Here is a 26,490-nt window from a genome sequence, read left to right on the forward strand (position 1 = left end):
TTTTCCCCCTTATGATAATAGGGGGATCATTCCCCCTATTATTCTATCCCTTCTATAATACGAATTCGTCTTCTGGCTCTTCTTCTTCTTCTTCTGGCTCTTCAATATATGACCAAGCTATCTTGATTGCTACTGAACCTTCCATTTCTGGAACGTCTTCATATTTTATTTTATACTCAAGTTCTTTGTCATCAGGCATTTCAACCATTTCGCCTTCTACTTCAAGTCTTTCATTTAGTAAATTTGTGAATACTGATCTTAATTGTGCAAGACACTCCCCTTTGGTACCTACAAATTTTTCTTTATATTTCACTTATTATATCCTCCCTTTTATTTACATCTCTTTTAATTTTAATTAATAACCTCACACCAATAGTAGAGCAATTCATATTTATATGTTTTGAATCACTAGAACCATTATATATATCTTTGCAAACAACCTTTTTTCTTTTTGCTCTACAACCAATCTTTCCTTATATGCAGTCTATACTTTTACTCTTCATCTGAGTTCATATTATCCTATAGATTTTCTATTGCCACCCCCTTCTTTTTTCCACTACATTATATTCTGAAAATCAATTTATGTGATTCTTGTCTCCTAAATAATTGATTTTATATAATCTACTTGATTAGTTAATCCCTCTTCTATACCTACTGAGGTCACAAACTCAAGGGCCTCTTTTATTTTTTTTGTATCAGCATAGGTGTCCTTCACATCACCATCTTGTTTTGACGCAAATTTTATTTTTGCTTTTTTCCCAATTATCTTTTCTAAAATTCTTATAACCTCTATTAATTTGATAGGTCGACTACTACCTACATTAAAAACTTCGCCTTCTAGTGAAGACTCCATAGCTAATAAATTAGCCTTTACTATATCATCTATATAAGTAAAATCACGACCTTGATTTCCATCTCCATATATTGATAAGCAATTATCATTGAGTATTGCTCTGATAAATGTGCTCATAGCCATTTCAGGTCTTTGCCTTGGTCCATATACGGTAAAATATCTTAGTGAAGTTATAGGAACCCCATAATTTTCAAAGTAAAGATTGCATAACTGCTCAGCTGCTAATTTAGTTACACCATAGGGCGAAAATGGTCTAGGTAATTGAGATTCTGGCATAGGTAGTACATCTGCGTTTCCATAAATAGATGAAGATGATGCATATACAAACTTTTTAATACCAGAATTCTTAACGGCTTCTAAAAGACGTTGAGTCGCATGAACATTATTTTTTATATATTTTTCAAATTGTTTTCCCCAACTTCCTCGTACACCTGGTTGCCCCGCCTGATGAAAGACATAATCTATGTCTTTTAAGTACTGATCTAGTGGAACATCCATTAAATCTTCTTCTATGAATGTGAAGTCTTTATTAGATAACAATGAAGATAGGTTTCTTTCTTTTATTTTTCTATCATAGTACTCTGTAAAGCAGTCTATCCCTATTACCTTAAAACCTTTATCAACAAGTGCCTCACTCAAGTGAGATCCTATAAAGCCTGCACATCCAGTTACTAAAGCTTTCTTCAATATACTTTCACACCCTTTCACTAGTTTCAATAATAATATATGTCCAAGGACATGCTAAGTGTGATAATTTTAAAATGTGATTTCCCAGATTGTTTATAGAAGACTCGAAGCTATAGAGATTCCATTCAAAACTTTAATTTATACACATCTAAAGGCCTCAGAAGTATCATATATTTTGATATGTATAATTTAAGATTTACTTGGAACTCTCTACACTTGCATATTTTCAAACTTTCTATGAATAATCTGGGATTAATAATATCACACATTACTTCTACCAGAATATTATAGTTATTGAAAAGGGGGGGAAACTATGAGCGATAAGAACTCTAGTGACGGCAATATGAAAACTATACTAACTAAAGCGCTATTTGGAAGAGCTAGTCAAACGTGCCAAAGCACTGTATATATATCACCTGAAGAAGATATAGATCCTAAAGAGGTCCTAGGATGCTTTATAACAGATGCAAAGATTCATACAGCTAAGCTTGAAAATTTCACTCATAAGTATATAAATATTAGAATAGAAGGGGAATTTAAAGTTCATTTATGGTATTACACCAATGGAAATACAGCTGTGTCAAGCGGTGATACACAATTCTCTCAAATAATAAATTTAAAAAACCTTGAGAGAAAATCTCACTTCAAAAAAAGTGATATCACCAAAAATGTGAAAACTTGGATCAATAAAACTCCGATTTGTCTAGGAACTATGATTGTTAACAGAGATGGAGTACCAACAATAGCAGCCCAGCTTGAATATGAATTAGCAGCAGAAGTTTTTGAGGAATCAAAGATAGACATTCTTGATCATGGGCATAAAAAGAAGAAAAAGTATAAAGAAGTGATTTATGATTCAGATGAAACTTTCTTTGATAAGTTCTTCAATGAATCTGATGATGTCAATTACGATGACTGTGATTAATATTTTATTTCCTTAGCATAGATATTCAATTTATAAGAGAGTATGCCAAATCATATTTTTAGACTGATGACAAACCCGAATTTCTTCGTTGTTACTTTAACTCAAGAAGCCGTACGTATTCTAATATACGCCACGGTCTCTTGATCTTAGCACAACGCGCACTTCAAATTTGTCATCAGTCTATTATTCTGTTAACTTTGTCATCACAATCTGAGGGGGATGATCCCCCCTATTATTTAATTCCTTTTATAACATGAAATCGTCTTCTGGTTCTTCTTCTTCGTATTCTTCTTCAATATATGACCAGGCTATTTTTATAGCTACTGATCCTTCCATTTCTGGAACGTCTTCAAATTTTATTTTGTACTCAAGTTCTTTGTCATCAGGCATAGTAACCATTTCGCCTTCTACCTCAAGTCTTTCTTTTAATAAATTTGTGAATACTCCTTTTAATTGCTCAAGACACTCTTTCTTAGAACCTACAAATTTTTCTTTGTATTTCATTTATTATATCCTCCCTTTTATTTATATCTCTTTTAATTTTAATTAATCATCTTACATATATAGTAAAGCAATCCTTATTTAAATGTTCTGAATCACTAGAACTATTTTATATCTCCTTCCAAATAGCTCCTTCGCTTTTTGTCTTTCTGCTAATTTTTCCCCAAATACAGTCTATACTTCTACTCTTTATTTGAGTTCATATTATCCTGTGAATCTTCTATTGTCCCCCCCTTCTTTTTCCACTACATTATATTCTAAAAGTCAATTTGTGTGATTCTTGTCTTCTACATAATTGATTTCAGATAATCTACTTGATTAGTTAAGCCCTCTCCTATATCTACTGAAGTCACAAACCCAAGGTCCTGTTTTATTTTCTTGTATCAGTATAAGTATCCCTAACATCACCATCTTATTTTGACACAAATTTTATTGTTGCCTTTTTTTCAATTATCTTTTCTAAAAATCTTATAACCTCTATCAATTTCTTTAATTTCAATAATATTATATTTCCAGAGACATACCGTGTGCGATAATTTTAAAGGATATAATTATCCCGGATTATTCATATAAGGTTTGGAATAATGTAAGTAGTTTTGAATTTTCTATGAATAATATGCGCTTAATAATATCACATATTATTTCCGCTGGAATATTATATTATTGAAAAAGGAGGGAAACTATGAGCGATAATAATTCTTATAACGGCGATATGAGAACTATACTAACTAAAACCCTATTTGGCAGGGCTACTCAGACATGTCAAAATACTGTATATATATCTCCAGAAGAGGATATAGAACCTAAACAAGTTTTAGGATGCTTTATAACAGATGCAGAAATTCATTCAGCTAAACTTGAAAATTTCACTCATGAGTATATAAATCTTAGAATAGAAGGGAAATTTAAAGTTCATTTGTGGTATTACACCAATAGAAATACAGCTGTGTCAAAGGGTGATACAGAATTCTCTCAAATAATAAATTTAAAAAATCTTGAGGGAAAAGCTCACTTCAAAAAAAATGATATCATTAAAAATGTAAAAACTTGGATCAACAAAACTCCGGTTTGTCTAGGAACTATGATTGTTAATAGAGCTGGAGTACCAACAATAGCAGCCCAGCTTGAGTATGAATTGGCAGCAGAAGTTTTTGAGGAATCAAAGATAGATGTACTTGATCGTGGACATAAAAAGAAGAAGGAATATAAAGAAGTGGCTTATGATTCAGATACGACTTTCTTTGATAAGTTTTTCAATGAATCTGATGACGTCAATTACGATGACTGTGATTAATATTTTTTCCTTAGCATAGATATTCACTCTATGTAGTGTCTCAGAATGAAAAATTTCTGCGCTATTTAAAGTTCAGACGACTTAGCACGTACGTCAGTACTCGCTAAACCGCCTGTATTTCAAAACCTTGAACTTCATTCATTCTGAAACGCCCCGGGGCTGAACTCATAAGAGACTTTTAAGAGACAGCCCCACTTTTTTATAATACGTCTAAAGAACCTTTTTGATATCAAACAAAGAATCCAATACTAGCCAATTCTGCGGGAAATACTTATTTATCGTCCAGTAGCTTACACCGCCAAGATTCTTTCTATTAGCTAGCTTAAGTTTAGCATCAATACTTCTAGCATCTTCGAACCATACAACATGTTGTTTTCCATCACTATCATAATAGTAATAGAATGGCGCTTGAGACTTTTGATCGTATTGAATTGCTGCGTTTGAATCTCCTGCTAGATCTACTGCACCTACATTGGTAACCGTCTTCGCTGCAGTTCCTTCTGTATATGGAAGTGTCCAATCATACCCATAGTTAGGTATCCCCATATATATCTTCTTGCTTGGTATCTCAGTTATTGCATAGTTTATAACTTTTTCTACTTCGTTTATCGGTGCTACTGCCAATGGAGGTCCATAGGTATATCCCCACTCGTAGGTCATTATTATTACGTGATCCAACAAGGCTCCATGTACGGGATAATCATGACCCTGATATACTACTCCTGGCTGGTCGGCTGCTATCTTTGGAGCCACTGCCGTCGTAACTGTATATCCCATAGGCCTAAGTCTACTAGTTACCTTTCTTAAAAAGTTATTATAGTACTCTTTATCCTCAGGATATATATACTCAAAGTCAATATCAAGTCCAGCATAATTCTTTTCCTTAAGAGTATTAATTACATTATTGATAAGTGTTTCTTGAATCTGGTCATTTCTAAGTATACTTCTGGCTATATCGCTGCTGAAGCCCCCTGCAGTTTCAAGGTTTGTGATTACCATTAGTGGTGCTACTCCAGCATCCCTAGCAGCTTTAATTAGCGCTTCGTCTTCAATTGGCTTCAGACTGCCATCTGCATTTACTTCATAACTAAAAATACTGAGATAAGTTAAGTAAGGTAATGTCTTCTGTAAAACTTCCATATCAATGGTTGGAAACGCATAACCATTAACTTCTATAGGCCCTAATTTTTTAGTTCTTGGTGGAATAGTTATAACCTGCCCAGGGTAAATTTCAGTTGGACTTCTTATCTCTGGGTTGGCTTCAAGTATGGATTGCACTGTAACTCCATACTGTCTGGCTATAGAGTAAAGACTTTCTCCAGGTGCTATTTTATGTTGTCTTTCCCCTTCCAATATAACTAAGGTCTGGCCTACAACAAGTCTACCTGGATCAGCCAATTCATTATCGTCAGCAATTTTAAAAGGTGCAACACCATATAGTTGTCCTATACTAAATAAACTTTCACCCGGTCTAACAACGTGAATTATCAAAAAATCACCCCTTTCGTTTCAGTATATGCAAAGGTTTATTAGAAGTTGCAAGTTCTATATTACAAGTTCCAAGATTTAATCAAAAAAAACAAAGATCACAGCAAAATTTGCTGTGATCTTTGTTAAAAATTGAATGTTTATTTGGAAGCCCTTAGACTATTTATCTAAAGGCTTAGTGAGGCAACTTACCTTGACTTAGTCATTTAATCTATGAACAAATAATCCACTTCTTAGTTTAGGTTCAAACCAAGTAGACTTTGGAGGCATTACTTCACCAGCATCTGCGATTGATATTAAGTCCTCCATAGTTGTTGGGTACATTGAGAAAGCTATCTTCATATCCTTAGCTACTCTTCTTTCAAGCTCTTCTAATCCTCTTATACCACCAACAAAATCTATTCTTTTGTCAGTTCTTGGATTCTCTATTCCAAGTAGTGGGTCTAGAAGATTCTTTTGTAGGATTGATACATCTAATCTATCTACAGGATCGTTTTCATCGTATATGCCATCTTTAGCAGTTAACTTGTACCACTTTCCTTCTAAGTACATTCCAAATGTATGCTTCTCTACTGGCTTATACTGACCTTCTCCGTTATACTCTTCTACATCAAACTTTTCCTTAACTTTACCTATAAACTCTTCATCAGAAAGACCGTTAAGATCTTGAACTACTCTATTGTAGTCCATGATAAATAGATCTTCATCAGGGAAAATTACAGACAGGAAGTAGTTGAATTCCTCCTGACCAGTATACTCAGGATTAGCTTCTCTTCTCTTAAGACCAACCTTAACAGATGACGCAGATCTATGGTGTCCATCAGCTATATACAAGTAGTCTATTCCAGCAAAGATTTCTCCAATTCTACCTATTATCGCTTCATCTTCTATTACCCAGGCAATATGCGTTATTGCATCATCGCTTGTAAAGTTATATACTGGCTTATGGAATTTTATCCAATCATTAATTATAGTATTTAACTCATCATTCTTTCTATATGTTAAGAATATCGGAGCAGTATTTGCATCACAATAGTCGAAGTTATTTATTCTATCTACTTCTTTTTGTGGTCTTGTAAACTCATGCTTTTTTATGATATCGTTCATATAGTCATCGATCGAAGTACAACCTACTATACCAGTTTGAACTCTACCGTCCATGATTTGTCTATAAATATAGAACTTAGGAGTTCCATCTTGGTTTAATATACCTTCACCAATCATGTTGTCTAGGTTTTTTCTTGCAGTTTTATAAACACTTTCATCGTATTGACTTACTGAATCGTCAACATCTATTTCAGCTCTTACTACATGTAAGAAAGAATCTTTATTTCCCTTTGCCATTTCCTTAGCTTCTTCTCTGTTCATAACGTCATATGGAAGAGAAGCAACTTTTTCTACTAGCTCAGTCTTTGGTCTAATTCCTTTAAACGGTCTTACAACAGCCATTATATTACCTCCTACGCAAAGAATTTAGTTATTACTTCAATTACTTCCAAACCTATCCTAGCCTGAGCTTCTTTAGTAGATGCTCCAATGTGAGGCGTTAATGATACCTTTGGATGAGTATATAATGTTTCATTTCTTGTTGGTTCTTCTTCAAATACATCGATAGCTGCGGCATCAACTTTATCTGAGTCAAGGGCTTTGATTAATGCTTTCTCACAAACAACTCCGCCCCTTGCAGTATGGATTAAGTATGCTCCATCCTTCATCTTGTCAAACTGCTCTTCCTTTAATATTGCTCCAACTTCCTTATTGAAAGGTATATGGATTGATATAAAGTCTGATTTAGCTAATAGTTCATCAAGAGTTACAAATGTGAACTCATCATATCCTTCCATAGAACCAAATTTATCTGTATAAATAACATTCATACCAAGTGCACTGGCTTTTTTAGCAACCGACTTTGCAATTCTTCCAAAGCCTATTAAACCAAGTGTCTTACCATTTAGTTCGATTCCTTTATATTGCTTTTTATTCCACTTGCCTTCTCTCATTGTTACATTTGCAATATGTATATGTCTTGCAAGTGCAAACATATGAGCAATAGCAAGTTCAGCAACAGAATCACTACTTGCATTTGGAGTATTCATAACTTGAACACCATGCTCCATGGCATAGTTTACATCAATATTATCTACTCCTACACCAGCTCTAACTACAAGCTTTAATCTCTTTGTCTCTATAGCAGCATCTATAATTTCTTTACGAACCTTAGTTGCAGAACGAACAACTAAAGCATCGAATTCTTTTACCTTTTCTTTAAGTTCTTCTACTTCATAAAACTGTTCTACAACTTCAAAGCCAGCGTCTACTAAACTCTTAACAGCACTTTTATCCATACCATCAGTAACTAATATCCTTATCATATCAAAACCTCCAAACGGTTATTCTTATCTTACAATCCAAGGATTTCTTCAATGATTGAAAGTAATTGCTTTATTTCATCTAACGTAGTTTCAGCCATATGTGCTATTCTAAAGGTCTTTTCTTTAAGATCTCCATAACCGTTAGATATCATATATCCACGTTTTCCTAATTCTTTATTTAAATCAGCTACACTGATTCCTTTAGTATTCTTTACTGTTGTTAATGTATTTGAAGCATACTTCTCTTCAGCAAGCATTTCGAAATGTTTATTCGCCCACTCACGAACATACTTTGCCATTTCTAAATGACGATCAAATCTATTGTCAAGACCTTCTTCTAAGATTTTGTCCATTTGATAATCTAATGCAAACATATGTGGTAAAGAAGGTGTTGATGGGTATTGATGATCTTTCTTTTGTATGTAGTTATAAAGATTTAATAGATCTAAATATAAACCTCTATTTGGTACTTCTTTAGCAGCCTCAACAGCCTTCATAGAGATAGAGCAAAGTGCTAATCCTGGAGGAAGTCCAAGACACTTTTGAGTTGATGCGATACAGATGTCAACTCCAAGCTTATCCACTTCAACCTTTGCACCACCTAATGAACTTACTGTATCTAAACAGAATATTACATCTGGATATTTCTTTATAACTTCTGCAATTCCCTCTACTGGGTTCATTATACCAGTTGAAGTTTCATTGTGTGTTATTGTTACAAGGTCATATTTGCCAGTAGATAATGCTTCGTCAACCATTTCAGGTGTAGTAGGCTTACCCCACTCTGAAGTAAATTTATCTGCAGGTACTCCATTAGCCTCAGCCATCTTGTACCATCTATCACCAAAAGCTCCTACAGAAAATATTGCAGCTCTTTTTCTTGTACAAGAACGTACTGCACCTTCCATTAGACCACTACCAGAAGTAGTTGATAACATAATTTGATTCTTAGTGTACATTAACTTTTGCATTTTTTCAGAAATACCTCTTTGTAAGTCAGAAGCATCCTTAGTACGATGACCTATCATTGGTGTAGCTAGTTTTTGAAGAACATCATCAGCAACATCTACAGGTCCAGGTATAAATAATCTCTTATGCATGGGTTTTACCTCCTACATTATTTTATTATTTTATTTTTATTGTCTCATTGAAAAACGTTTTCGTATGTTTATAATAACATTAAAAAATTCATTATACAATATTTTTGATAAAAATAATGAATTTTTTATTTAACCTTATTTCAATTAAAAGCATAAGAATGTGAAATCTCTACTTTTTGAGCAGGCTTTACTTTGCTATCCCACCTATAATCTCAGGACCTTGGATAATATGATTTTGTATGATAAAAGTTTTGATGGATAAATTTTAAAGTGCTGTTTTTACATTTTGAAGCTATATTACTTTGTAATTAATGAATACTTAGTTCATCTACCTTATATATATCATTTCTTCTATGCTTTAATAAGGGTAGTTGTTCTCTAATTTTTTTAACTTTACTTAAATCAACTGTTCCGTAAATTATTTCTTCTTCTATGCCGGCTTCACTGACAACATCTCCCCACGGATCTACTATTAATGAGTGTCCATATGCTATATAGGAAGAATCTAGGTCTCTAGACGGCGATGCTGCAACAAAGTATACCTGATTATCGAGAGCTCTTATTTTTATTAATGGATGCCAGTGTGCAGGTCCTGTAGTCATATTAAATGCTGCCGGTACTATAATTACTTCTGCATCCTTCAAAGCCATTAGTCTCATTAACTCAGGAAATCTCATGTCATAACAGATAGCGACTCCAACTTTACAAAATTCCGTCTCAAATATTGTTACACTATTTCCTGGACCTAATGTATCGGACTCTTTAAAGCTTATGCCATCCTCTACATCTATGTCGAATAGATGCATTTTCCTATGCTTCCCTATTAGCTTTCCAGTTTTGTCAAAAATATATGAGGTATTATATATTTTTTCTCCATCTTTTTCAGGAATTGAGCCTCCAACAACGTATATCTTTTCACTTTCAGCCAATCTAGCTAATAATCTACTAGTTCTTCCGGGAAATTCTTCAGCATATTTTGGGAAAAAATCATTATTATAGGGACAATTGAACATTTCAGGTAAAACTACTAAATCACAACCCTTCGCACTAGCTTCCTTTATCATCTTTTCAGCTTTAGCTAAATTCTCTTCTTTACTCTCTAGTATTTTCATCTGACAAACTGCTATTTTGAAATTATCCATAAACACTCCTCCTTTCTTTTTTTACCTTAATCTATTTTACCATTTTTCGCTAATTTATATTAATATTTAGAGCAAAAAAATGATGTCTTTATTTAGACATCATCTTAGTACTATTTGCATTTATTCTTACTTATTTAAAGCCTTTAGAATCTCTATCTCATATCCTTCTTTAACCTGTCTTAGATGCTTTATTCCTATCTCACAATAATCTTTTAAAGTCAAATCTAGATAGTCAGAAAAAACTTTGTTTAGATTTTCATTATTTTGCATATTTGCTTTAATCTCGGCTTTAACTCTATATACTAAACCTATCTCTAAGGGGCTTTTTAGCTTTTCAGAATAGTAACTGGCATTTTTCAGATGCTTTAGACCAGACTTGTATTTTCCTTCCTTACATTCTATTAGCGCAAGGAAACCTTCTGCTGTAGACCTCCCCCAGAGGGTTCCTATTTCCTTGTAAATATTAATTGCTCTCTTTAGATATTGCTTTGCTCTCACGTAGTCACCCATTTCAAAGGCGGCTTGTCCGGCATTTGTATTAAAAATCGTCAATCCCCTTAAAAGATTTCTTTTTTCACAAATACCCATGGCTTCATCATAGAAGTTTAAGGCTTCTGAGAACTCCATATTATGTCTTCTTATCTCACCAATGTAGTTGTAGCACGCAGCGATATTTAAATAGTATTTTTCCTTATTGTCATTTATACTATTCAATACCCTTATGGATTCCTTCAACAGCTCTTCTGCTTCATTATATTCTTGAAGCATTATTTTACAGATTCCCTTTAATCTAAGGAAAATTGCGATCTCTTTCTTTAGATTATGCTCATATCCAATTTTCAAACCCTTCTCTATGTTTTCTTGCATTAATTCAGTATTGTGTATTTGGATACCATAATATATATTTTGCCTATATCCCTTTAGTGCATATATATAGGACTTTATTTTTAGGGCTTTAGCAATCATTTCATCAATATATTTTATTCCCTCTTCGTATTCACCTTCTCGAATTAAATATCTACCTTTTAGATGAAGAAAAGCAATTTTTAATATTAGTATTTCGTTACTCGGTCTTTCATTTTCCTTCAACTTAGAAAAGAGAGAATCAATATCTTTAAAATATTTCAGAACCTTTTTTCTACTCAAATCTTTAAAATTTGTTTGGCTAAAATCAATATCACTTATTATAGGAAAAAGTTCATGCTTTATGTCTAGGTATGAATCCAAATACTTTATTGTATATTTTATTGTATATAAGATATTACCTGCATTAGTAAAATGATAGATAAGTTTCGGATATATAGATACATCATTTTTATTATTTCTAAGGGATTTTAAAGTGATTTCTCCAATTTTGTTGTGTAATATTCTTCTTTTTACTGAGGATAAGTTATAATACACAAATTCTCTAAGCTTTTGATGGGTAAAGATGAAACTAATTTCTTCACTATTCGTTTCCTTTAATATATCTTTATTCTGCAGTTCTTCAATAACTTCAACTATTTCCATTTCATTTTTATCCGATAGTTCCTTTAAAATGGTCAATGTTACCTTATCAAAAAACATACAAGCCATATTTAATATTTTCTTTCCCTCATCAGAAATGTCAATAAACTTACTTTTAAGAACATCCTTCATCTTAGGAGAAATAAAGTTGTCCAAACCACCCTTTGCCTTTAACATGTTTAAGTATTCTATTAGGAAAAAAGTATTTCCCTCTGTTTCTGTATATATTTTCTCCTTAGTACTATTATTTATTTCACTATCTATTAAATATTTATTGATAAAGGTCTCTACTTCATTCTTTGTAAATCTTTGCAGCTCAATAAATTCTATAAGATCGTTGGAGTTCAACGTTGTAACCAATTTTTCTATACCTTCGTAATGTCCATTTCTACAGGTTCCAATAAGCATAATATTTTTGTTTCTTAGTATTATGCTTGATAATAGGGATAGACTCAAATCATCAATCCACTGAAGATCTTCAAATATAAAGATTATTTTCTTTCTCTCAATTATATTCTTAAATGCACTATGAATCGCTTCTTCGATAACACTAAACTTCAAAGTGTCTAGAACCTCAACAGGATTTCTATTTTCTACTAGATTATCTTTATCAAATATAGGAAAAACATATGAAATCATTTTCCTCCAGGTCATAGGAATACTTATGTTATCCTTTTCAATAATGTTTGATATTTGAAAGAATATTTCATTCCATGGCTTAAGAAAATATCCTCTTTCAGCCTGATAACAATTAGTTTGAAATACATACACACTCTCATTTTCTATATGTTTATAAAATTCATCCTTTAACTTTGTTTTTCCAATACCAGCCTCGCCTCGTATCAAGACTGATTTATATTGCTTATAATCTATAAAGGCTCCAAAATGTCCTTTAAGTATAGCTATCTCTTTCTCTCGACCATAAAATAAATCATTCGAAGCTTTAATATTCTCTGATGCCTTTGTTTTACGTATCTTATTAATTTCATCAAGGATCTGTTTTGTTTTTATGTCAGGTTTTATTCCTAGTTCTTTCTTTAATATTGATTCTAATCTATCATATAGCTGGGTAGCTCTATTATAAACTCCTATTTCCCTATATATATTCATTAATAATCTATAAGGCCTCTCATCAAATTCATCTTGGGAAATTAGTTTTTTTGCCAAACCCTCTGCCTTTTCATAATCCTTTTTTTCAATTGCAATATCAATAAACTCATATAACTTCGAAACGAACAAATCGCTGTAATAGTCTCTTTTACTAAATAGCCAGTTTTCAAATTCCTCTGCTTTTTTTACTCCAAATCCCTTTAGAAACTCGCCATCATACATGTTAATGCTATCTAAATCGCTATTCAAAAACGTATATAAATCGCAATCGACTTCTACCTCAGGATTTAAAATTACAGTTGATTTCTGCGGAGATATGATGATGTCTATATCAAAGGCTTTTCTTATTTTGTACATTGCATTTCTAAGATTTTTCTTTGCTATTTTTTCTCCAGAATCACCCCAAAATAGAGCCACTAATTCATCCCTTGTCGCTTGTTTGTTTACAACCAAGTAATAGAACAACGCCTCTGCCTTTGTGAAAGGAAACTTTATTTTTTTATCTTCCTTTAAAACATAAGGTGTATTAAATAATTTGACTTTAATAGAGTCCATCTAATCCCCTTCTTTATCTTTACTTCATATTAGTATATCTAAAACGCTATAACTATTCCGCCATCATTTGCGTAAACCGTGCTTATACCAGCAGTATCTACAATTATTATATCCTTAAAGTTATACTTCTTTTTAATCTCATCTTTTAGTTTTTCTGCCTTCTCAAAGCAGTTACAATGGGCAATGCCTAGGATTTTTTCCTCTAACCTTTCACCCTTTTCACCAATTAAGTCAACTAAACGCCTTAAAGCCTTTTTAGAACCCCTTGCCTTTTCTAAAATATTTATAGATCCGTTATCGGTAGCACACATTATTGGCTTGATAGAGAATGCCGTAGCTATTTTGGCAACTACCTTGTTGATTCTTCCTGCCTTTATTAAATTATCAAGGGACTCCAATAAAAATAATGTCTTCATTTCTTCTATATATTCATTTACCTTTTCAACTACTTTTTCTTTTTTATAATTGAGATCTTGCATTTCTAGAATTTTTAGACCTATAAGTGTCTGAGCAACAGAAGCACTAAGCGAATCAAATACATGAATAAACTTATCCTTTGATTTCTCCAAATACATATCTCTAGCTAGCATAGCACTGTTATAGCTTCCACTCAATTGTGAGGATAATGTTACTACAAAAACATCTTCCTCTCCTTCATACACCTTCATATAGTCACTTGGTGAAGGACTTGCGGTTTTAGGTGTTTTAAGAGAATTTTTCATAGACATTAACAGGTCTTTTTGATCCAGAGTCTCATCATCAACAATTTCTCTTCCATCAATGTTTATCTTTAACGGAGCTATGTTTAAGTTTGGTATTTTTTTAAGCTCTTCATTTAAGTCAAAACAACTGTCTCCGATTATCTTTACTCCCATAATTTTTGCTCCTCTCAAATTATAGTCTTTATACAATTATATTGCATATACAGCTAAAAGTTAAGTAAAAACTCGGGGACATCGACTCCCATGGTCTTGGTCAGATTTTTCTTCGAAAAATAATCTTAGTAAAAATGGAGTTAGAGCATTATATGTTATGCCTAACTCCATTTTAGAATCCTATAATTCTACTTTAGATAAAATCTCTTTTTCTACTTCTTGTACCTTAGTTTCTAATTGAGTAACTTCTTCTGACACAGTCTTAACGAATTCCTCATCCTTTATAGAGCTTAAGTTTATCTTTACATTGAATAATGCAGAAAGTACAGCAGTTCTTGCCATCATTGCTGCAACAGCTCCATCAGTTACTGCGTTTTTGTTACCCTTCTCTACTACCGTAGCAGCAAAGTCCATAATTTTAAATGCGTTTCTAGCTACTTCTAAAGGTACACTAGCAGCATTCTTCATCCCATCTTGGATAGCTTGTCTTCTTTCAGCCTTTTCTTCATCTGTTTCTTTTGGCATTTTGAATGCGTCCATAACCTTATTGAAGGCCTCTGCATCTCTATCAATATCTGCAATGAATTCATTTCTAACATTAGGTAAAGTAGATGCTAATTCTGCCATTTCATCCTGTACTTCATCATATCCCTTTTTACCGATAGTAAGGTTCGCAACCATTTCCGTTAAAGCAGCCGCTGTAGCAGCACTCATTGCTGCGATACTTCCGCCCCCTGGTACTGGAGCTTTAGAAGCAGTTTCATCTAAGAAACCCTTTAATGTTTTATCTGCTAACATTTTAATCCTCCTCTATTTCTCTATTCTATATATTCTCAAATAATTTATTTTTATCATAGATCATTTCGCCATTCTTTATAACTTTCTCAACAGTACTTACCCCTATATGGTAAGGTAAAAACTTGTAGGAAGGGAACTCATGGATTACGATGTCACCCTTTTTACCTACATCTATACTTCCGATTTCATCTGCTCTATCTATTGCAGCAGCACCGTTTATTGTAAGTGCAGTTATAGTTTCTTCCGGTGTCATACTCATATGTAGAGTCGCAAGTGAAATAATAAGTGGTATCGATTCTGTAAAGCAACTTCCAGGATTAAAGTCAGTAGCTAAAGCTACAGCACATCCATTATCTATCATGAATCTACCCCTAGCGAACTCTTCTTTTAAACTGAAAGCTGTTCCCGGTAATAGTGTGGCAACAACATTTTTTTCTGCCATAGCCTTAATACCTTCATCAGATGCTTGTAATAAATGGTCAGCAGAAACAGCCCCAAGCTCCGCTGCAAGTTCTGCTCCACCAAGTCTAACAATTTCATCGGCATGTAGCTTAAGCTTCATACCCATTTCCTTTGCCTTTGATAAAAGTCTTCTTGACTGCTCCACAGAAAATACGTTTTGCTCACAGAATATATCACAGAACTCTGCAAGATTTCTTTCCTTCACAACCGGTAATACCTTTTCAATTATAAAGTCTATGAATTCATCTTCTTTTCCTTTATAATCCTTTGGCACAGCATGGGCTCCTAAGAAAGTTGTTATAATATCTAAAGGATGAATCTTATTTAATTCTTCCATAGCTTCTAATTGCTTAATTTCTGTATCGTAATCAAGTCCATATCCACTCTTACCTTCAACAGTTGTAACACCAAAGGAGATCATTGAGTTCAGTCTCTTCTTTCCAAGCTCTATAAGCTCTTCTATAGGTGCTTCCATAGTTCCTCTAACGGAATTAATAATTCCTCCACCACGTTTCATTATGTCCATATAGCTGTCTCCACGAAGTCTCCATGAAAACTCTTCAGCTCTATAGCCTCCGAAAACAAGGTGTGTATGGGAATCTACAAATCCTGGCATTACAGTCTTACCTGAAGCATCAAATACTTCATACTTACTCTCATCTATTCCATTAACTACTTCGTCAGTCTTGCCAACAGCTTTTATTATGCCATCTTCAATGATTACTGCACCATCATTAATAACGTGCAGCTCATTCATTTCTTTTCCTTTTTTTGCTTCAAAGCCCTTACAAGTTACAAGCTCTGAAGCATTCTTAATTATAACGTTTCTCTTATTCATATTATCACTACTCCATTAAGTTAGTTTCTAAAACCTTATCCATTGAGAAACCATATAGTCCTAAATAGTATGAAGCTGTATCTATTAAAGCCTCCATTGGTACAAGACCTACTACCTCACTACCTAAAACGTTAACACCATATCTTCTTGCTTCCATTTTTACAGCCTCAAAAGCTCTATACATTGCAGTTTTTGTATAGTCAGTAAGGTTCATAGTTACCTGTGTAATTCCTCTTTCAGGTATTTCAACTCCACCAGCCTTAACGAATCTATATCCACCACCTGAATGTCTTATAGCTCTTGCTATTTTGTTTGCAATTTCTACATCAGCTGTATCTAAATCTATATTATATGCTACTAGAGGCATTCTAGCTCCAACTGCAGTAACTCCAGCCGTTGGGTGAATCTTAGCTTCTCCAAAATCTGGCTTCCACTCAGGGTCCTTAAGCTTTTCAGGCATTCCTTCGAATTGTCCTTTTCTAACCTTAGCTAAGTTTTCTCTTTCAGGCTTAGATGCAGCTTTTTCGTATAAGAATACAGGTACATTGTGCTTTTCATAAATAGCTTCACCAGTTTCTTTAGCAAGCTCAATAGCCTCTGTCATACTCATGTTTTTAATTGGAATGAAAGGTATAACATCAGTAGCTCCCATTCTTGAGTGCTGTCCTTCGTGCTTAGTCATATCAATAACCTCTGCAGCAACTCCTACTGCTTCAACAACAGCGTTCTTAACAGCTTCTGGCTCACCCATAACTGTTACAACGACTCTATTATAATCTTTATCAGCCTCGTAGTTTAAAAGCTTAACGCCTTCTTTTCCTCTAAAAGGTGATACTATTTTCTCTATCTTGTCTAAATCTCTACCTTCACTAAAATTTGGTACACATTCAACTATTTTTCTTACACCAGCCATTTTTCTTCCTCCTTATTTTAGGGAAAATATTCTCTTTAGTTTTTAAGCATTATAAAATGTATGTGGACAAGAAGGGCATACTCCCTTCCAGCCTACATACAATATATTCATTATATATTATTCTTGGATTTTTTTCCAAGCATCTTCTACTAAACCTTTTACTAAGTCTTCCTTTGGTATATATGGAAGAGTGATGTGGTCCTTACCTTCCATTATGTCATTATACTCTACACATGTTGACATAGCATTTTCGTTTCTTGCCCAAGCACGTCTTGCAACTCCACCCATTACGTCCCATGGCATAGAAGATCTTAATATACTATCTACTCTTTCACTTCCATCAAGAACCATACCAAATCCACCATTGATAGATTTACTAGTTCCAACTCCACCACCATTGTGAAGTGCGATTAAACTCATACCTCTAGCAGCATTTCCAGCAAATATATGTGTAGCTTGTTCTGCCATAACATTACTTCCATCTTTGATGTTTGATGTTTCTCTGAATGGTGAATCTGTTCCACCAGTATCATGGTGGTCACGGCCTAGCATAACTGGTCCGACTTCACCTTTTCTAACCATTTCGTTGAATTTAAGAGCTATATTCATTCTACCAAGGGCATCTTGATAAAGAATTCTTGCTTGAGTACCTACAACTAGCTTATTCTTATCTGCATCTCTAATCCATACCCAGTTGTCTCTATCCTGATATCTTCTTTCAGGATCTATAACTTCCATAGCAGCCATGTCAGTCTTTAATAGGTCTTCATGTTTACCGCTTAGGCATACCCATCTAAATGGTCCATATCCATAGTCAAATAATTGAGGTCCAAGAATATCCTCTACATATGATGGCCATATGAATCCGTCTTTATCATCTCTACCATTCTTAGATATTTCTTTGATTCCTGAGTCATAGATTGACTTCATAAATGCATTACCATAGTCAAAGAAGTAAGTTCCTTTTGCAGTCAACTTTTTAATTACTTCATAATGTGCTTTTAAAGTTTTATCAACTAATTCAGTGAATTTAACTTTGTCAGTTGCAAGTAATTCTGTTCTTTCTTCAAATGAAATTCCTTGTGGACAGTATCCACCAGTATATACTTCATGACAAGAAGTTTGATCAGATAACAAATGTATATGAATATCATTTTCTACAGCGTATTCAAGTAAGTCAACTATATTTCCATGGAATGCTATTGCAGCTGGCTCTTCCTTAGTCATATATTCCTTCGCTAACTTATATGCCTCCTCAGGAGTTTTAGCAACATGACTTACCCATCCTTGAGAATGTCTTGTCTCAATTCTTGAGTAGTCAACCTCAGCAATAATACCTACTCCATTGGCAATCTCAACGGCTTTACCTTGAGCACCACTCATACCACCAAGCCCTGATGTTACAAATAGTTTTCCTCTTAAGTCTCCGTCGTTTGGAATTCCTAATTTAATTCTTCCTGCATTTAGTAATGTACTGTATGTTCCATGTACGATTCCCTGTGGTCCGATATACATCCAACCACCTGCAGTCATTTGTCCATAGTTAGCAACACCTAATGCAGCTGCTCTATTGAAGTTATCTGGATCATCAAACATACCAATCATTAAACCGTTTGTTATGATTACTCTAGGCGCATCGGGCTTAGAATGGAATAATCCCAGTGGATGACCTGACATAATTACTAGGGTCTGATCTTGAGTTAATACCTCTAGATACTTTTTGATAAGTCTATACTGCATCCAGTTTTGGCATACTCTACCTGTTTCACCATAGGTAACTAATTCGTAAGGATATAATGAAATATCGAAATCCAAGTTGTTGTCGATCATTACTTGGAAAGCTTTTCCTTCGATACACTTTCCTTTGTACTCATCTATTGACTTTGCTTTAAGATTTCCTTCTGGACGGAAACGATATCCATAGATTCTTCCCTTTGTCAAAAGTTCTTCTAGGAATTCTGGAGCAAGTTGTTCATGAAATTCTTCTGGAACATAACGAAGTGCATTTTTAAGTGCAAGCTCTGTCTCGTCCTTTGTTAAAGTAAATTCTCTCTTCGGTGCACGTCTTAAACCTTCTTGGAATTTTGGATATTCAGGTAATACTGAATCTAATTTGATTGTCATTGCCTCTGATACATCAAAATTGTTAACCATTAAAACACCCCTTTATTATTAATAAAAATATTATTATTTTGTATTTTATCATGCTTTAACTTTATTTTAGTACTTCCTCGTCTCTAAAGCGTCAAATTTTTTAGAAAATGTTTAGAGACGTTTTCTAAAGTTCGATATTGGAGGTAGAACTGTTATAAAAATCGGTTTCTTACTAGAGTTTAAATATTAAGTTTATCCTTCAATTTTTCTAACATATCCACTGTCATTGACTGAAGATCATACTTAGGATTCCATCCCCATTCCTTACGTGCATCGCTATGATCTAATGAGTTTGGCCAAGACTCAGCGATTTTCTGCTTAACGGGATCTATATCATAATCTATTTGAAAATCTGGTATATGTTTTTTTATCTCCCCAAAAATTTCTTCAGGCCCAAAGCTCATGGAGGTTATATTAAAGGCATTTCTATGTAAAAGCTTTAATGAGTCTGCCTCCATCAGATCTATTATTGCATCTAATGCATCGGGCATATACATCATATCCATTTTTGTTCCTTCCTTTATATTGCATGTGAATCTTTTCGATTTTAACGCTTCATAATATATATGTACTGCATAATCCGTAGTACCTCCACCAGGTAGTGCCTTATATGAAATTAGCCCGGGGAACCTAACTCCTCTAGTGTCTATACCAAATCGCTCATAGTAATAATCGCATAAAAGCTCACCGGCAACCTTAGACACACCGTATATTGTAGTTGGTCTTTGTATAGTATCCTGTGGGGTTAAATCCTTTGGAGTGCTTGGCCCAAAGGCTGCTATTGAACTAGGTGTAAATACTGCACATTTCTTCTCCCTCGCTACTTCTAGTACATTATAAAGTCCATTCATATTTACGTCCCATAGTAAATGAGGCTTTACCTCTCCAACGGCCGAAAGTACAGCGGCTAAATGAATAATTGTATCAATATTATGCTTACTCACTACATCAGCTAATTGCTTAAGATTTAATACATCTACTACCTCAAATGGTCCTGAAGTCATTACATCTCCATTATCACTCTTATCTTTACTTTTACTGCTGGCAACAACATTTTTTTCTCCATAGATTTCCCTCATCCGTAGGGTTAACTCAGAACCGATCTGTCCCAATGCCCCAGTTACTAAAATCCTTTTCATCTAATAATCTCCTCCTATCTTCTTTTATAACATATAGGAAATTGTATACCTTTTAATACTGTAGATAACTTCGTAAATCTTTATAAAATACTTTATTATTATTCCTTAAAATGCAATTAAAACCCGGATTATTAATAGAAAGTTTGGAAGGGTGCAAGTAATTTTGATTTCTAAGACTTTCATCAAGTTTGAAGGCATACCAAAACGGTACGTCGAGAACTTGATGTATGTCTTAGAATCAAAAGGACGCAGCAGAGTTTTGAATTTTCTATGAATAATCTGGGTTCAAACTCTATAAATATGAATAGATACAAAAAAAAGTAACAAAATCTTCTATAGAGCTTTAGAGAAGAAGATTTTGCTCATAAATATATCTTGTATATGAATTTATAGTTAATATTCAATTGAAGCCTGATTCAGCATCTTAATATCCGATACTTTTTTCAATCCATCAATTAGATTGAAAAGTGCTAAATCTTTGTTTTTAGCTTCTATCATAACATCAAAATCTCTATTTAACTTTTTAGCCTTATCTAGAAATTCAATAAAGGAGTTTATGTCAATATCATCAGCATGATTTCTAAATTTTTTCTCATCCTTAGGACTAGAGATATGAATCTTCGGAAGTAGCTCCTCATAATTCCATGTGTTAAATATTCTTTCTAAATAATCCGAAAGATTGTCTCCATTATTATTACACCAGTGGTGATGAATGTCTAAGACCATAGGTACTCCTAGCTTTTCACATATACTTAGAACTTCCTTTGTAGTATAGGTTTTGTCATCGTTTTCAAGTATTATTATTTCCTTAAGGTACTCCGGTAGATTATTGAAGTTTTTAATAAACCTTTCTATGGATTTTTCTTTGTCTTTATAGCTTCCTCCAATATGCAGTACTAATTTTGCTGATTTATCAAGACCCATACCTTGAAATATTTTATGATGATAGATAAGATCTTTTAATGACGACTGTAAAACCTCCTCTTTAGGAGAATTCAATAGTGTATAATGATCAGGATGAGCACTTATTCTAAAGTTATTTTCTCTAGCATATTCGCCTAAAGCTTTTAAGTCTAAACGTACATCTTCAAACCAGTCCCATTCTTCAGTTATAGGATGGGTAGCTAGGGGGATTAGTTTAGAAGTTAATCGATAGACTCTTATATCATGGGCCCTATTGTGGTAAAAAAGTCTTTGGGTATTCTTTATATTTGTCTTGGCAATAGATTGCAGCTTGTATAATCTTATCTCATGATCATCAATCTTGCTTAGGGTTTTTACAGTAACCGTTGTCGATGGAGAACAATCCTTTATTACCTTAGACATTGCTACATACCCAAAATTCATCCTCAAAATATCACCTACATTTCTTTCTTCTTTATAATATTTTTCCCCACTCTTTAATAAAATTATGAAAAAACCTCAGGGACATCCACGATCTTTGTTTTGGTCAGATTTTTCTTCGAAAAATGCCAATAAAAAATTCTTGATCATAAAAAAAGAACCTGCATCAGGTTCTTAAGCAACATTTAACTTTCTATTAGAATATAAAATTATTTCATTATATATATCATCCCATTCCTTAACTCTTGTAATTTCTTTTGGGATGGGTAGCCTATTATAGTTACAATCTATTAGTAGTACTTTAAATCCTGCTTTAGAGATTTCAACAGCATTTTCGTATCTATCTTCGATGAATATATCACATTTTAATTCCTTTGCTTTCTCTACTTCATAGTGACTTCCTAAGATATGAAGACTATCCATAGGCAGCTTCTTTTTTTCTATCCACCAACCAGTCACCTCCGTCATCCTTTTTTCTCTAGCAGTTACATAGTGAATTTGATGACGCTCAGAAAGCTTACACAGTATTCTCCTGACTCTATTTCTTAGTTTTGCCTTGGCATGTATTTCTTCTCCAAACAGCTCATAAAACTTCAGGTATTCTTCTCTGGAAACCTTTAATGCTTTATGAATTTCATATTCGCATACATCTTCACGTTTCAAATTAGTGTTAAAATATTCATTGGCATCCTACAACCAATAATAAGGCGTAGTTACAGTACCATCAATATCAATGCATAAATTTAACTTAACCATTTTATCTCCCCTCACCTAATAGCATTTAATACAAAGACTAGAAAAATCTGTTAATAGTTCAATTTTCAATTTTTTTTTATCATATTTTTATAAAAAAATATCTAAGTTAAATATACTTTAAACCATTGTTAAATCTTGGTTAAGTGACTTTTTGTAAATCTTAAAATTTTTTAGTGCTCCTTGTAATGCTGTAAATACAATGAATAGAAAGATTTACTCTATTTCAAATTTCTGAAATTTCATGTATATCTGATTTTTTTTATAAAATTTTTGTTAAATCTATGTTATAATAGTTCTAGTACTTGCATATTGACTGCTACTCTGTTATAGAAATGAATAATCTTTCCATTTTTTTCAAGTTTATACGGCATTCAAAAACCGTTTGCCACTTTTTTCTAATTTTCTTCATTCAAATAATATCAATTCTATTATTGAAGAAAATTTTTCTATTTTATTTTAAACATCTTTGAAATTTTATATGTAAAAAAAAAATTTTATGTTTTTCACACTTTGCATGATTTTGAAAGAAATTATCAATTTCATTATTCACTTTGCTATTATAAGGTTAATCATTTTAAAGTACTAAACAGAGTTTAAAGGTAATAGCTTGAGTTATTAAGACATTCTACTTTTTTCTAACAATTTCTCTAGTAATACAAGCCATTATCTTCTGCCGTTAAGCATAGTACAAATAAAAAAATTTTTGGGGGTATGTACATTATGAGTCTCAAGGAGAAAAAAAGAATCACCGTCGGGCATGCATTGATACCTGTAGCATTCTTAATAGTTTCTTTATTCATTACTTTGAAGTGGTATGATGGAAGTCCACACATTCCGATTATTTTCTCAGCAGCAGTTGCAGCAGCAGTTGCAATAAGTGCTGGATTCACTTGGAGTGAGCTTGAAGAGGGTGTAGTTGAAACAATCAAGATGTCAATGTCTGCGATTCTTATCCTGATGATCATAGGTATGATTATTGGTACATGGATACTTGCCGGTGTAGTACCAACAATGATTTTCTATGGTTTACAAATACTTAAACCTAGTATTTTCTTAGTTGCTACTACATTGATTTGTGCCGTAGTATCATTGGCTACTGGTAGTTCTTGGACTACTGCTGGAACAGTTGGTATCGCTCTTATTGGTATTGGTGGAGGTTTAGGAATACCACTACCAATCGTTGCAGGTGCAATTATTTCTGGTTCTTACTTTGGAGACAAAATGTCACCACTATCTGATACAACAAACCTAGCACCATCAATGGCAGGTGCTAATCTATTCGACCATATAAGACATATGATTTTCACTACAGGACCAAGTTTAATTATATCTTTAGTATTATATGGTATAATAGGTTTCAAATATGCTGGAAACAGCATGGATATGTCTTCAATCACTACTATTCTTGACGGTATAAGCGCACAATTTACCATATCACCACTACTATTGATCCCACCAATACTTGTTATTGCAATGGTTGTTTTAAAGGTTCCTGCAATACCTGGTCTAATAGGTGGAACTGTACTTGGCGGACTTTTCGCTTTCTTCTTCCAAGGTGCAGGACTGGGATCTATTATAGATGCTGCTCACTACGGATTCACTTCAGAAACTGGTATTGAAGCAATTGATAGCTTACTTTCTCGTGGTGGATTAGACAGTATGATGTGGACTGTATCATTGATTTTATGTGCTATGGCATTTGGTGGTATTATGGAGAAAGCTGGAATGCTTCACGCAATTGCAGCTGCAATCTTAAAGTTTGCTCACAGCACTGGTTCAGTTGTATTCGCAACAGTAGTTACTGCTATATTTATCAACGTTGTTGCTGGAGACCAGTATTTATCAATAGTAATCCCTGGTAGAATGTACAAAGATATCTACGATAAGAAAGGATTACATCCAAAGAACTTATCAAGGGTTCTTGAGGATTCTGGTACATTAACATCACCTTTAATTCCTTGGAATACATGTGGTGCTTTCATGAGTAAGACATTAGGAGTTCATCCTCTTGCATACGCTCCATATGCTTTCTTAAACCTTATTAATCCAATAATTTCAATAATCTATGGATTTACAGGTATAACAATGGAAAAGGTTAAAGATACTGAAGCAGTAAAGCAATCTGTATAATAATATGTATAAAGAAACCGAGAGGGCTTGCCCCTTTCGGTTTTTATTTTTCTATTTTAAAGCTATCTAAACCATCGTATATACCTTTTAATTAGCTTAGATGATATCCCCTTCAATTTTTCTTGCCAATATAGACCCGATACTTTGTTTAGAGCCTCAGTATGAGTAGGATATGGATATATAGGCATCGATAAATCGCCAATTTTATGCTTAAAGTTTTTAGCAAAAATAACTGTCTGCATCCAATCACCAGACCCCTTTCCTATTGCATGGGCCCCTAAAATATACCCCTTCTTATCGGTTATAAGTTTTATAAAACCCTTTTCATTTCTATCAGTAACAAATCTATCCACTTCTCCTAGATCAAGCTTATAGACATTAATACTATCACCATATTCCTTTATAGCGTCTTTCTCAGTTAAACCCAAGTGAAATATTTCTGGATCGGTATAAGTAACCCATGGAATGTTTCTATAATCTACCTTTCTTCTTAGTCCAAGCAAAGCATTACTTACTACAATTTTTCCCTCATAGCCCGCTACATGTGTAAAAGGATAGTTCCCGTTAACATCTCCTATGGCATAGATATTTTTAATATTAGTTTGAAGGTATTGATTTACAGGTATAAATTTTTCATTGGCCTTTACGCCTGCGTTGCTTAAGTTCAGACTATCTATATTATTCTTTCTACCTGTGGCCACTAGAACTGCGTCTACATCTAAATCCTTGACTATTCCTTTTCGTTCTAATTTAATCTTGATATTAGAACTTTCCTCATACATTTCTTTTATTGTGGTTTCAGTGTGTATATTTAATCCTTCTGAAGTCAGTATATTAAAAATTTCGTCGGCTATGTCCTTGTCTTCTTTTTTTAGTATTTGATTGCCTCTTTGTATTATATGAACTTCTGTGCCTAGCCTATTAAAGGATTGAGCTAGTTCTAAACCTATAGGCCCACACCCTACAATTAAAAGAGTTTTTGGCTTTTCCTTAATCTTAAAAATTGTTTCATTTGTATAATAGCTAATACCAGATTTATTAAAGCTATCTGGGACCATTGGTCTTGATCCAGTTGAAATAATAATTCTTTTACCGCATATTGTGGTTTCATTGTCTATCAATATCTCATTCCTATTTTTGAAAGAACCTTTACCAATATAAACATCTACTCCTAATTTTTCAAAACGTTCTATACTATCGTGTTCTTCAATCTTTTCTATTGCTTTATCTACTCTGCTTAGGACTTTTTTAATGTCAACTTCCCCGAAAATCTCTAACCCGAGCTCTGTTCCTTTTCTACTGTAGTGACTTATTTTGCTTCCTTCTATAAACGCTTTACTAGGTACGCAACCATACCAGAGGCAATCTCCACCTAACCTATCCTTTTCTATTAAAGCTACCTTTGCCCCAAGCATCGCTGAGCCTGCTGCTACTGTTAGACCTCCTGCTCCTCCACCTATGACTATCAAATCGTATTTTTTCATATAATATCACCTCTTAAAATAATTATACCCATAGCTTTTAAATGGCAATCATTCAAGAGAACTT

General features: G+C 33.5%; 21 protein-coding genes. 3 read left to right on the forward strand and 18 right to left on the reverse strand.

Translation table 11 applies throughout. The features are described 5' to 3' along the window. Positions 1-52: 52 nt before the first annotated feature. Both R9X47_RS04110 and R9X47_RS04115 read right to left on the reverse strand, forming a co-directional pair. Entirely contained in the window at positions 53-313 is a 261-nt protein-coding gene (locus R9X47_RS04110) for an amphi-Trp domain-containing protein (protein WP_432665446.1), read from the reverse strand. Positions 314-598: 285 nt separating this feature from the next. Next, positions 599-1,540 (reverse strand): NAD-dependent epimerase/dehydratase family protein, encoded by a 942-nt coding sequence (locus R9X47_RS04115; protein ID WP_432665447.1) that lies wholly within the window; start codon positions 1,538-1,540, stop codon positions 599-601. Positions 1,541-1,853: 313 nt separating this feature from the next. On the opposite strand from R9X47_RS04115, the gene cotE (R9X47_RS04120) reads away from it, so the two are divergent. Beyond that, entirely contained in the window at positions 1,854-2,465 is a 612-nt protein-coding gene (gene cotE / locus R9X47_RS04120; RefSeq protein ID WP_432665448.1) for an outer spore coat protein CotE, read from the forward strand. Positions 2,466-2,711: 246 nt separating this feature from the next. Here cotE (R9X47_RS04120) and R9X47_RS04125 read toward each other — a convergent pair whose 3' ends face one another. Next, on the reverse strand, positions 2,712-2,969 hold the full coding sequence (locus tag R9X47_RS04125; protein ID WP_432665449.1) for an amphi-Trp domain-containing protein: 258 nt from the start codon (positions 2,967-2,969) through the stop codon (positions 2,712-2,714). Between the two features lie 679 nt (positions 2,970-3,648). Between R9X47_RS04125 and cotE (R9X47_RS04130) the strand changes: the two genes are divergently transcribed. After that, positions 3,649-4,260 carry an outer spore coat protein CotE gene (cotE, locus tag R9X47_RS04130; protein WP_432665450.1) on the forward strand — a complete coding sequence of 204 codons (612 nt, stop codon included), beginning with the start codon at positions 3,649-3,651 and terminating at the stop codon, positions 4,258-4,260. 210 nt (positions 4,261-4,470) lie between these two features. Here cotE (R9X47_RS04130) and R9X47_RS04135 read toward each other — a convergent pair whose 3' ends face one another. From R9X47_RS04135 to R9X47_RS04200, 14 genes are all read right to left on the reverse strand, one after another. Next, positions 4,471-5,751: a glycosyl hydrolase family 18 protein gene (locus tag R9X47_RS04135; protein ID WP_432665452.1), complete on the reverse strand. Its 1,281-nt coding sequence runs from the start codon at positions 5,749-5,751 to the stop codon at positions 4,471-4,473. Positions 5,752-5,946: 195 nt separating this feature from the next. Then, on the reverse strand, positions 5,947-7,197 hold the full coding sequence (locus tag R9X47_RS04140; RefSeq protein ID WP_432665453.1) for a DUF1015 domain-containing protein: 1,251 nt from the start codon (positions 7,195-7,197) through the stop codon (positions 5,947-5,949). Between the two features lie 11 nt (positions 7,198-7,208). Next, on the reverse strand, positions 7,209-8,120 hold the full coding sequence (locus R9X47_RS04145; RefSeq protein ID WP_432665454.1) for a D-2-hydroxyacid dehydrogenase: 912 nt from the start codon (positions 8,118-8,120) through the stop codon (positions 7,209-7,211). A 29-nt stretch (positions 8,121-8,149) separates the two neighbouring features. Beyond that, positions 8,150-9,220: a pyridoxal-phosphate-dependent aminotransferase family protein gene (locus R9X47_RS04150; protein WP_432665455.1), complete on the reverse strand. Its 1,071-nt coding sequence runs from the start codon at positions 9,218-9,220 to the stop codon at positions 8,150-8,152. Between the two features lie 308 nt (positions 9,221-9,528). Continuing rightward, positions 9,529-10,362: a carbon-nitrogen hydrolase family protein gene (locus tag R9X47_RS04155; RefSeq protein ID WP_432665456.1), complete on the reverse strand. Its 834-nt coding sequence runs from the start codon at positions 10,360-10,362 to the stop codon at positions 9,529-9,531. A gap of 126 nt (positions 10,363-10,488) precedes the next feature. Next, positions 10,489-13,533, reverse strand: coding sequence for an AAA family ATPase (locus R9X47_RS04160; protein ID WP_432665457.1), 3,045 nt, complete (start codon positions 13,531-13,533; stop codon positions 10,489-10,491). A 38-nt stretch (positions 13,534-13,571) separates the two neighbouring features. Further along, positions 13,572-14,408 carry a DegV family protein gene (locus R9X47_RS04165; protein ID WP_432665458.1) on the reverse strand — a complete coding sequence of 279 codons (837 nt, stop codon included), beginning with the start codon at positions 14,406-14,408 and terminating at the stop codon, positions 13,572-13,574. 180 nt (positions 14,409-14,588) lie between these two features. Then, positions 14,589-15,206, reverse strand: coding sequence for a cyclodeaminase/cyclohydrolase family protein (locus R9X47_RS04170; protein ID WP_432665459.1), 618 nt, complete (start codon positions 15,204-15,206; stop codon positions 14,589-14,591). Positions 15,207-15,231: 25 nt separating this feature from the next. After that, on the reverse strand, positions 15,232-16,506 hold the full coding sequence (gene hutI, locus R9X47_RS04175; protein WP_432665460.1) for an imidazolonepropionase: 1,275 nt from the start codon (positions 16,504-16,506) through the stop codon (positions 15,232-15,234). A 7-nt stretch (positions 16,507-16,513) separates the two neighbouring features. Then, positions 16,514-17,419, reverse strand: coding sequence for a glutamate formimidoyltransferase (ftcD, locus tag R9X47_RS04180; RefSeq protein ID WP_432665461.1), 906 nt, complete (start codon positions 17,417-17,419; stop codon positions 16,514-16,516). 117 nt (positions 17,420-17,536) lie between these two features. Next, positions 17,537-19,573 carry a urocanate hydratase gene (locus R9X47_RS04185; protein ID WP_432665462.1) on the reverse strand — a complete coding sequence of 679 codons (2,037 nt, stop codon included), beginning with the start codon at positions 19,571-19,573 and terminating at the stop codon, positions 17,537-17,539. 179 nt (positions 19,574-19,752) lie between these two features. Continuing rightward, on the reverse strand, positions 19,753-20,712 hold the full coding sequence (locus R9X47_RS04190) for an L-threonine 3-dehydrogenase (protein ID WP_432665463.1): 960 nt from the start codon (positions 20,710-20,712) through the stop codon (positions 19,753-19,755). Positions 20,713-21,105: 393 nt separating this feature from the next. Next, a complete protein-coding gene (gene uvsE / locus R9X47_RS04195) occupies positions 21,106-22,059 on the reverse strand; it encodes a UV DNA damage repair endonuclease UvsE (RefSeq protein WP_432665464.1) in 954 nt (317 codons plus the stop codon). Positions 22,060-22,230: 171 nt separating this feature from the next. Further along, positions 22,231-22,719 (reverse strand): 5' nucleotidase, NT5C type, encoded by a 489-nt coding sequence (locus R9X47_RS04200; RefSeq protein WP_432665465.1) that lies wholly within the window; start codon positions 22,717-22,719, stop codon positions 22,231-22,233. An 813-nt stretch (positions 22,720-23,532) separates the two neighbouring features. Between R9X47_RS04200 and nhaC the strand changes: the two genes are divergently transcribed. Further along, positions 23,533-24,942: a Na+/H+ antiporter NhaC gene (gene nhaC, locus R9X47_RS04205; protein WP_432665466.1), complete on the forward strand. Its 1,410-nt coding sequence runs from the start codon at positions 23,533-23,535 to the stop codon at positions 24,940-24,942. Between the two features lie 62 nt (positions 24,943-25,004). On the opposite strand, the gene R9X47_RS04210 is transcribed toward nhaC, so the two are convergent. Continuing rightward, on the reverse strand, positions 25,005-26,426 hold the full coding sequence (locus R9X47_RS04210) for a dihydrolipoyl dehydrogenase family protein (protein ID WP_432665467.1): 1,422 nt from the start codon (positions 26,424-26,426) through the stop codon (positions 25,005-25,007). Positions 26,427-26,490: the final 64 nt, after the last annotated feature.

It is taken from the genome of Wukongibacter baidiensis (assembly GCF_050888315.1).
In the GTDB taxonomy this organism is placed as follows: Bacteria; Bacillota; Clostridia; order Peptostreptococcales; family Caminicellaceae; genus Wukongibacter; species Wukongibacter baidiensis.

What these genes read in the sequence shown, in the direction of transcription:
- cotE (WP_432665448.1), top strand. Translation starts at nt 1,854, where the DNA reads ATGAGCGATAAGAACTCTAGTGACGGCAATATGAAAACTATACTAACT.
- R9X47_RS04125 (WP_432665449.1), bottom strand. Translation starts at nt 2,969, where the DNA reads ATGAAATACAAAGAAAAATTTGTAGGTTCTAAGAAAGAGTGTCTTGAG.
- cotE (WP_432665450.1), top strand. Translation starts at nt 3,649, where the DNA reads ATGAGCGATAATAATTCTTATAACGGCGATATGAGAACTATACTAACT.
- R9X47_RS04140 (WP_432665453.1), bottom strand. Translation starts at nt 7,197, where the DNA reads ATGGCTGTTGTAAGACCGTTTAAAGGAATTAGACCAAAGACTGAGCTA.
- R9X47_RS04145 (WP_432665454.1), bottom strand. Translation starts at nt 8,120, where the DNA reads ATGATAAGGATATTAGTTACTGATGGTATGGATAAAAGTGCTGTTAAG.
- R9X47_RS04150 (WP_432665455.1), bottom strand. Translation starts at nt 9,220, where the DNA reads ATGCATAAGAGATTATTTATACCTGGACCTGTAGATGTTGCTGATGAT.
- R9X47_RS04155 (WP_432665456.1), bottom strand. Translation starts at nt 10,362, where the DNA reads ATGGATAATTTCAAAATAGCAGTTTGTCAGATGAAAATACTAGAGAGT.
- R9X47_RS04160 (WP_432665457.1), bottom strand. Translation starts at nt 13,533, where the DNA reads ATGGACTCTATTAAAGTCAAATTATTTAATACACCTTATGTTTTAAAG.
- R9X47_RS04165 (WP_432665458.1), bottom strand. Translation starts at nt 14,408, where the DNA reads ATGGGAGTAAAGATAATCGGAGACAGTTGTTTTGACTTAAATGAAGAG.
- R9X47_RS04170 (WP_432665459.1), bottom strand. Translation starts at nt 15,206, where the DNA reads ATGTTAGCAGATAAAACATTAAAGGGTTTCTTAGATGAAACTGCTTCT.
- hutI (WP_432665460.1), bottom strand. Translation starts at nt 16,506, where the DNA reads ATGAATAAGAGAAACGTTATAATTAAGAATGCTTCAGAGCTTGTAACT.
- ftcD (WP_432665461.1), bottom strand. Translation starts at nt 17,419, where the DNA reads ATGGCTGGTGTAAGAAAAATAGTTGAATGTGTACCAAATTTTAGTGAA.
- R9X47_RS04185 (WP_432665462.1), bottom strand. Translation starts at nt 19,573, where the DNA reads ATGGTTAACAATTTTGATGTATCAGAGGCAATGACAATCAAATTAGAT.
- R9X47_RS04190 (WP_432665463.1), bottom strand. Translation starts at nt 20,712, where the DNA reads ATGAAAAGGATTTTAGTAACTGGGGCATTGGGACAGATCGGTTCTGAG.
- uvsE (WP_432665464.1), bottom strand. Translation starts at nt 22,059, where the DNA reads ATGAATTTTGGGTATGTAGCAATGTCTAAGGTAATAAAGGATTGTTCT.
- nhaC (WP_432665466.1), top strand. Translation starts at nt 23,533, where the DNA reads ATGAGTCTCAAGGAGAAAAAAAGAATCACCGTCGGGCATGCATTGATA.
- R9X47_RS04210 (WP_432665467.1), bottom strand. Translation starts at nt 26,426, where the DNA reads ATGAAAAAATACGATTTGATAGTCATAGGTGGAGGAGCAGGAGGTCTA.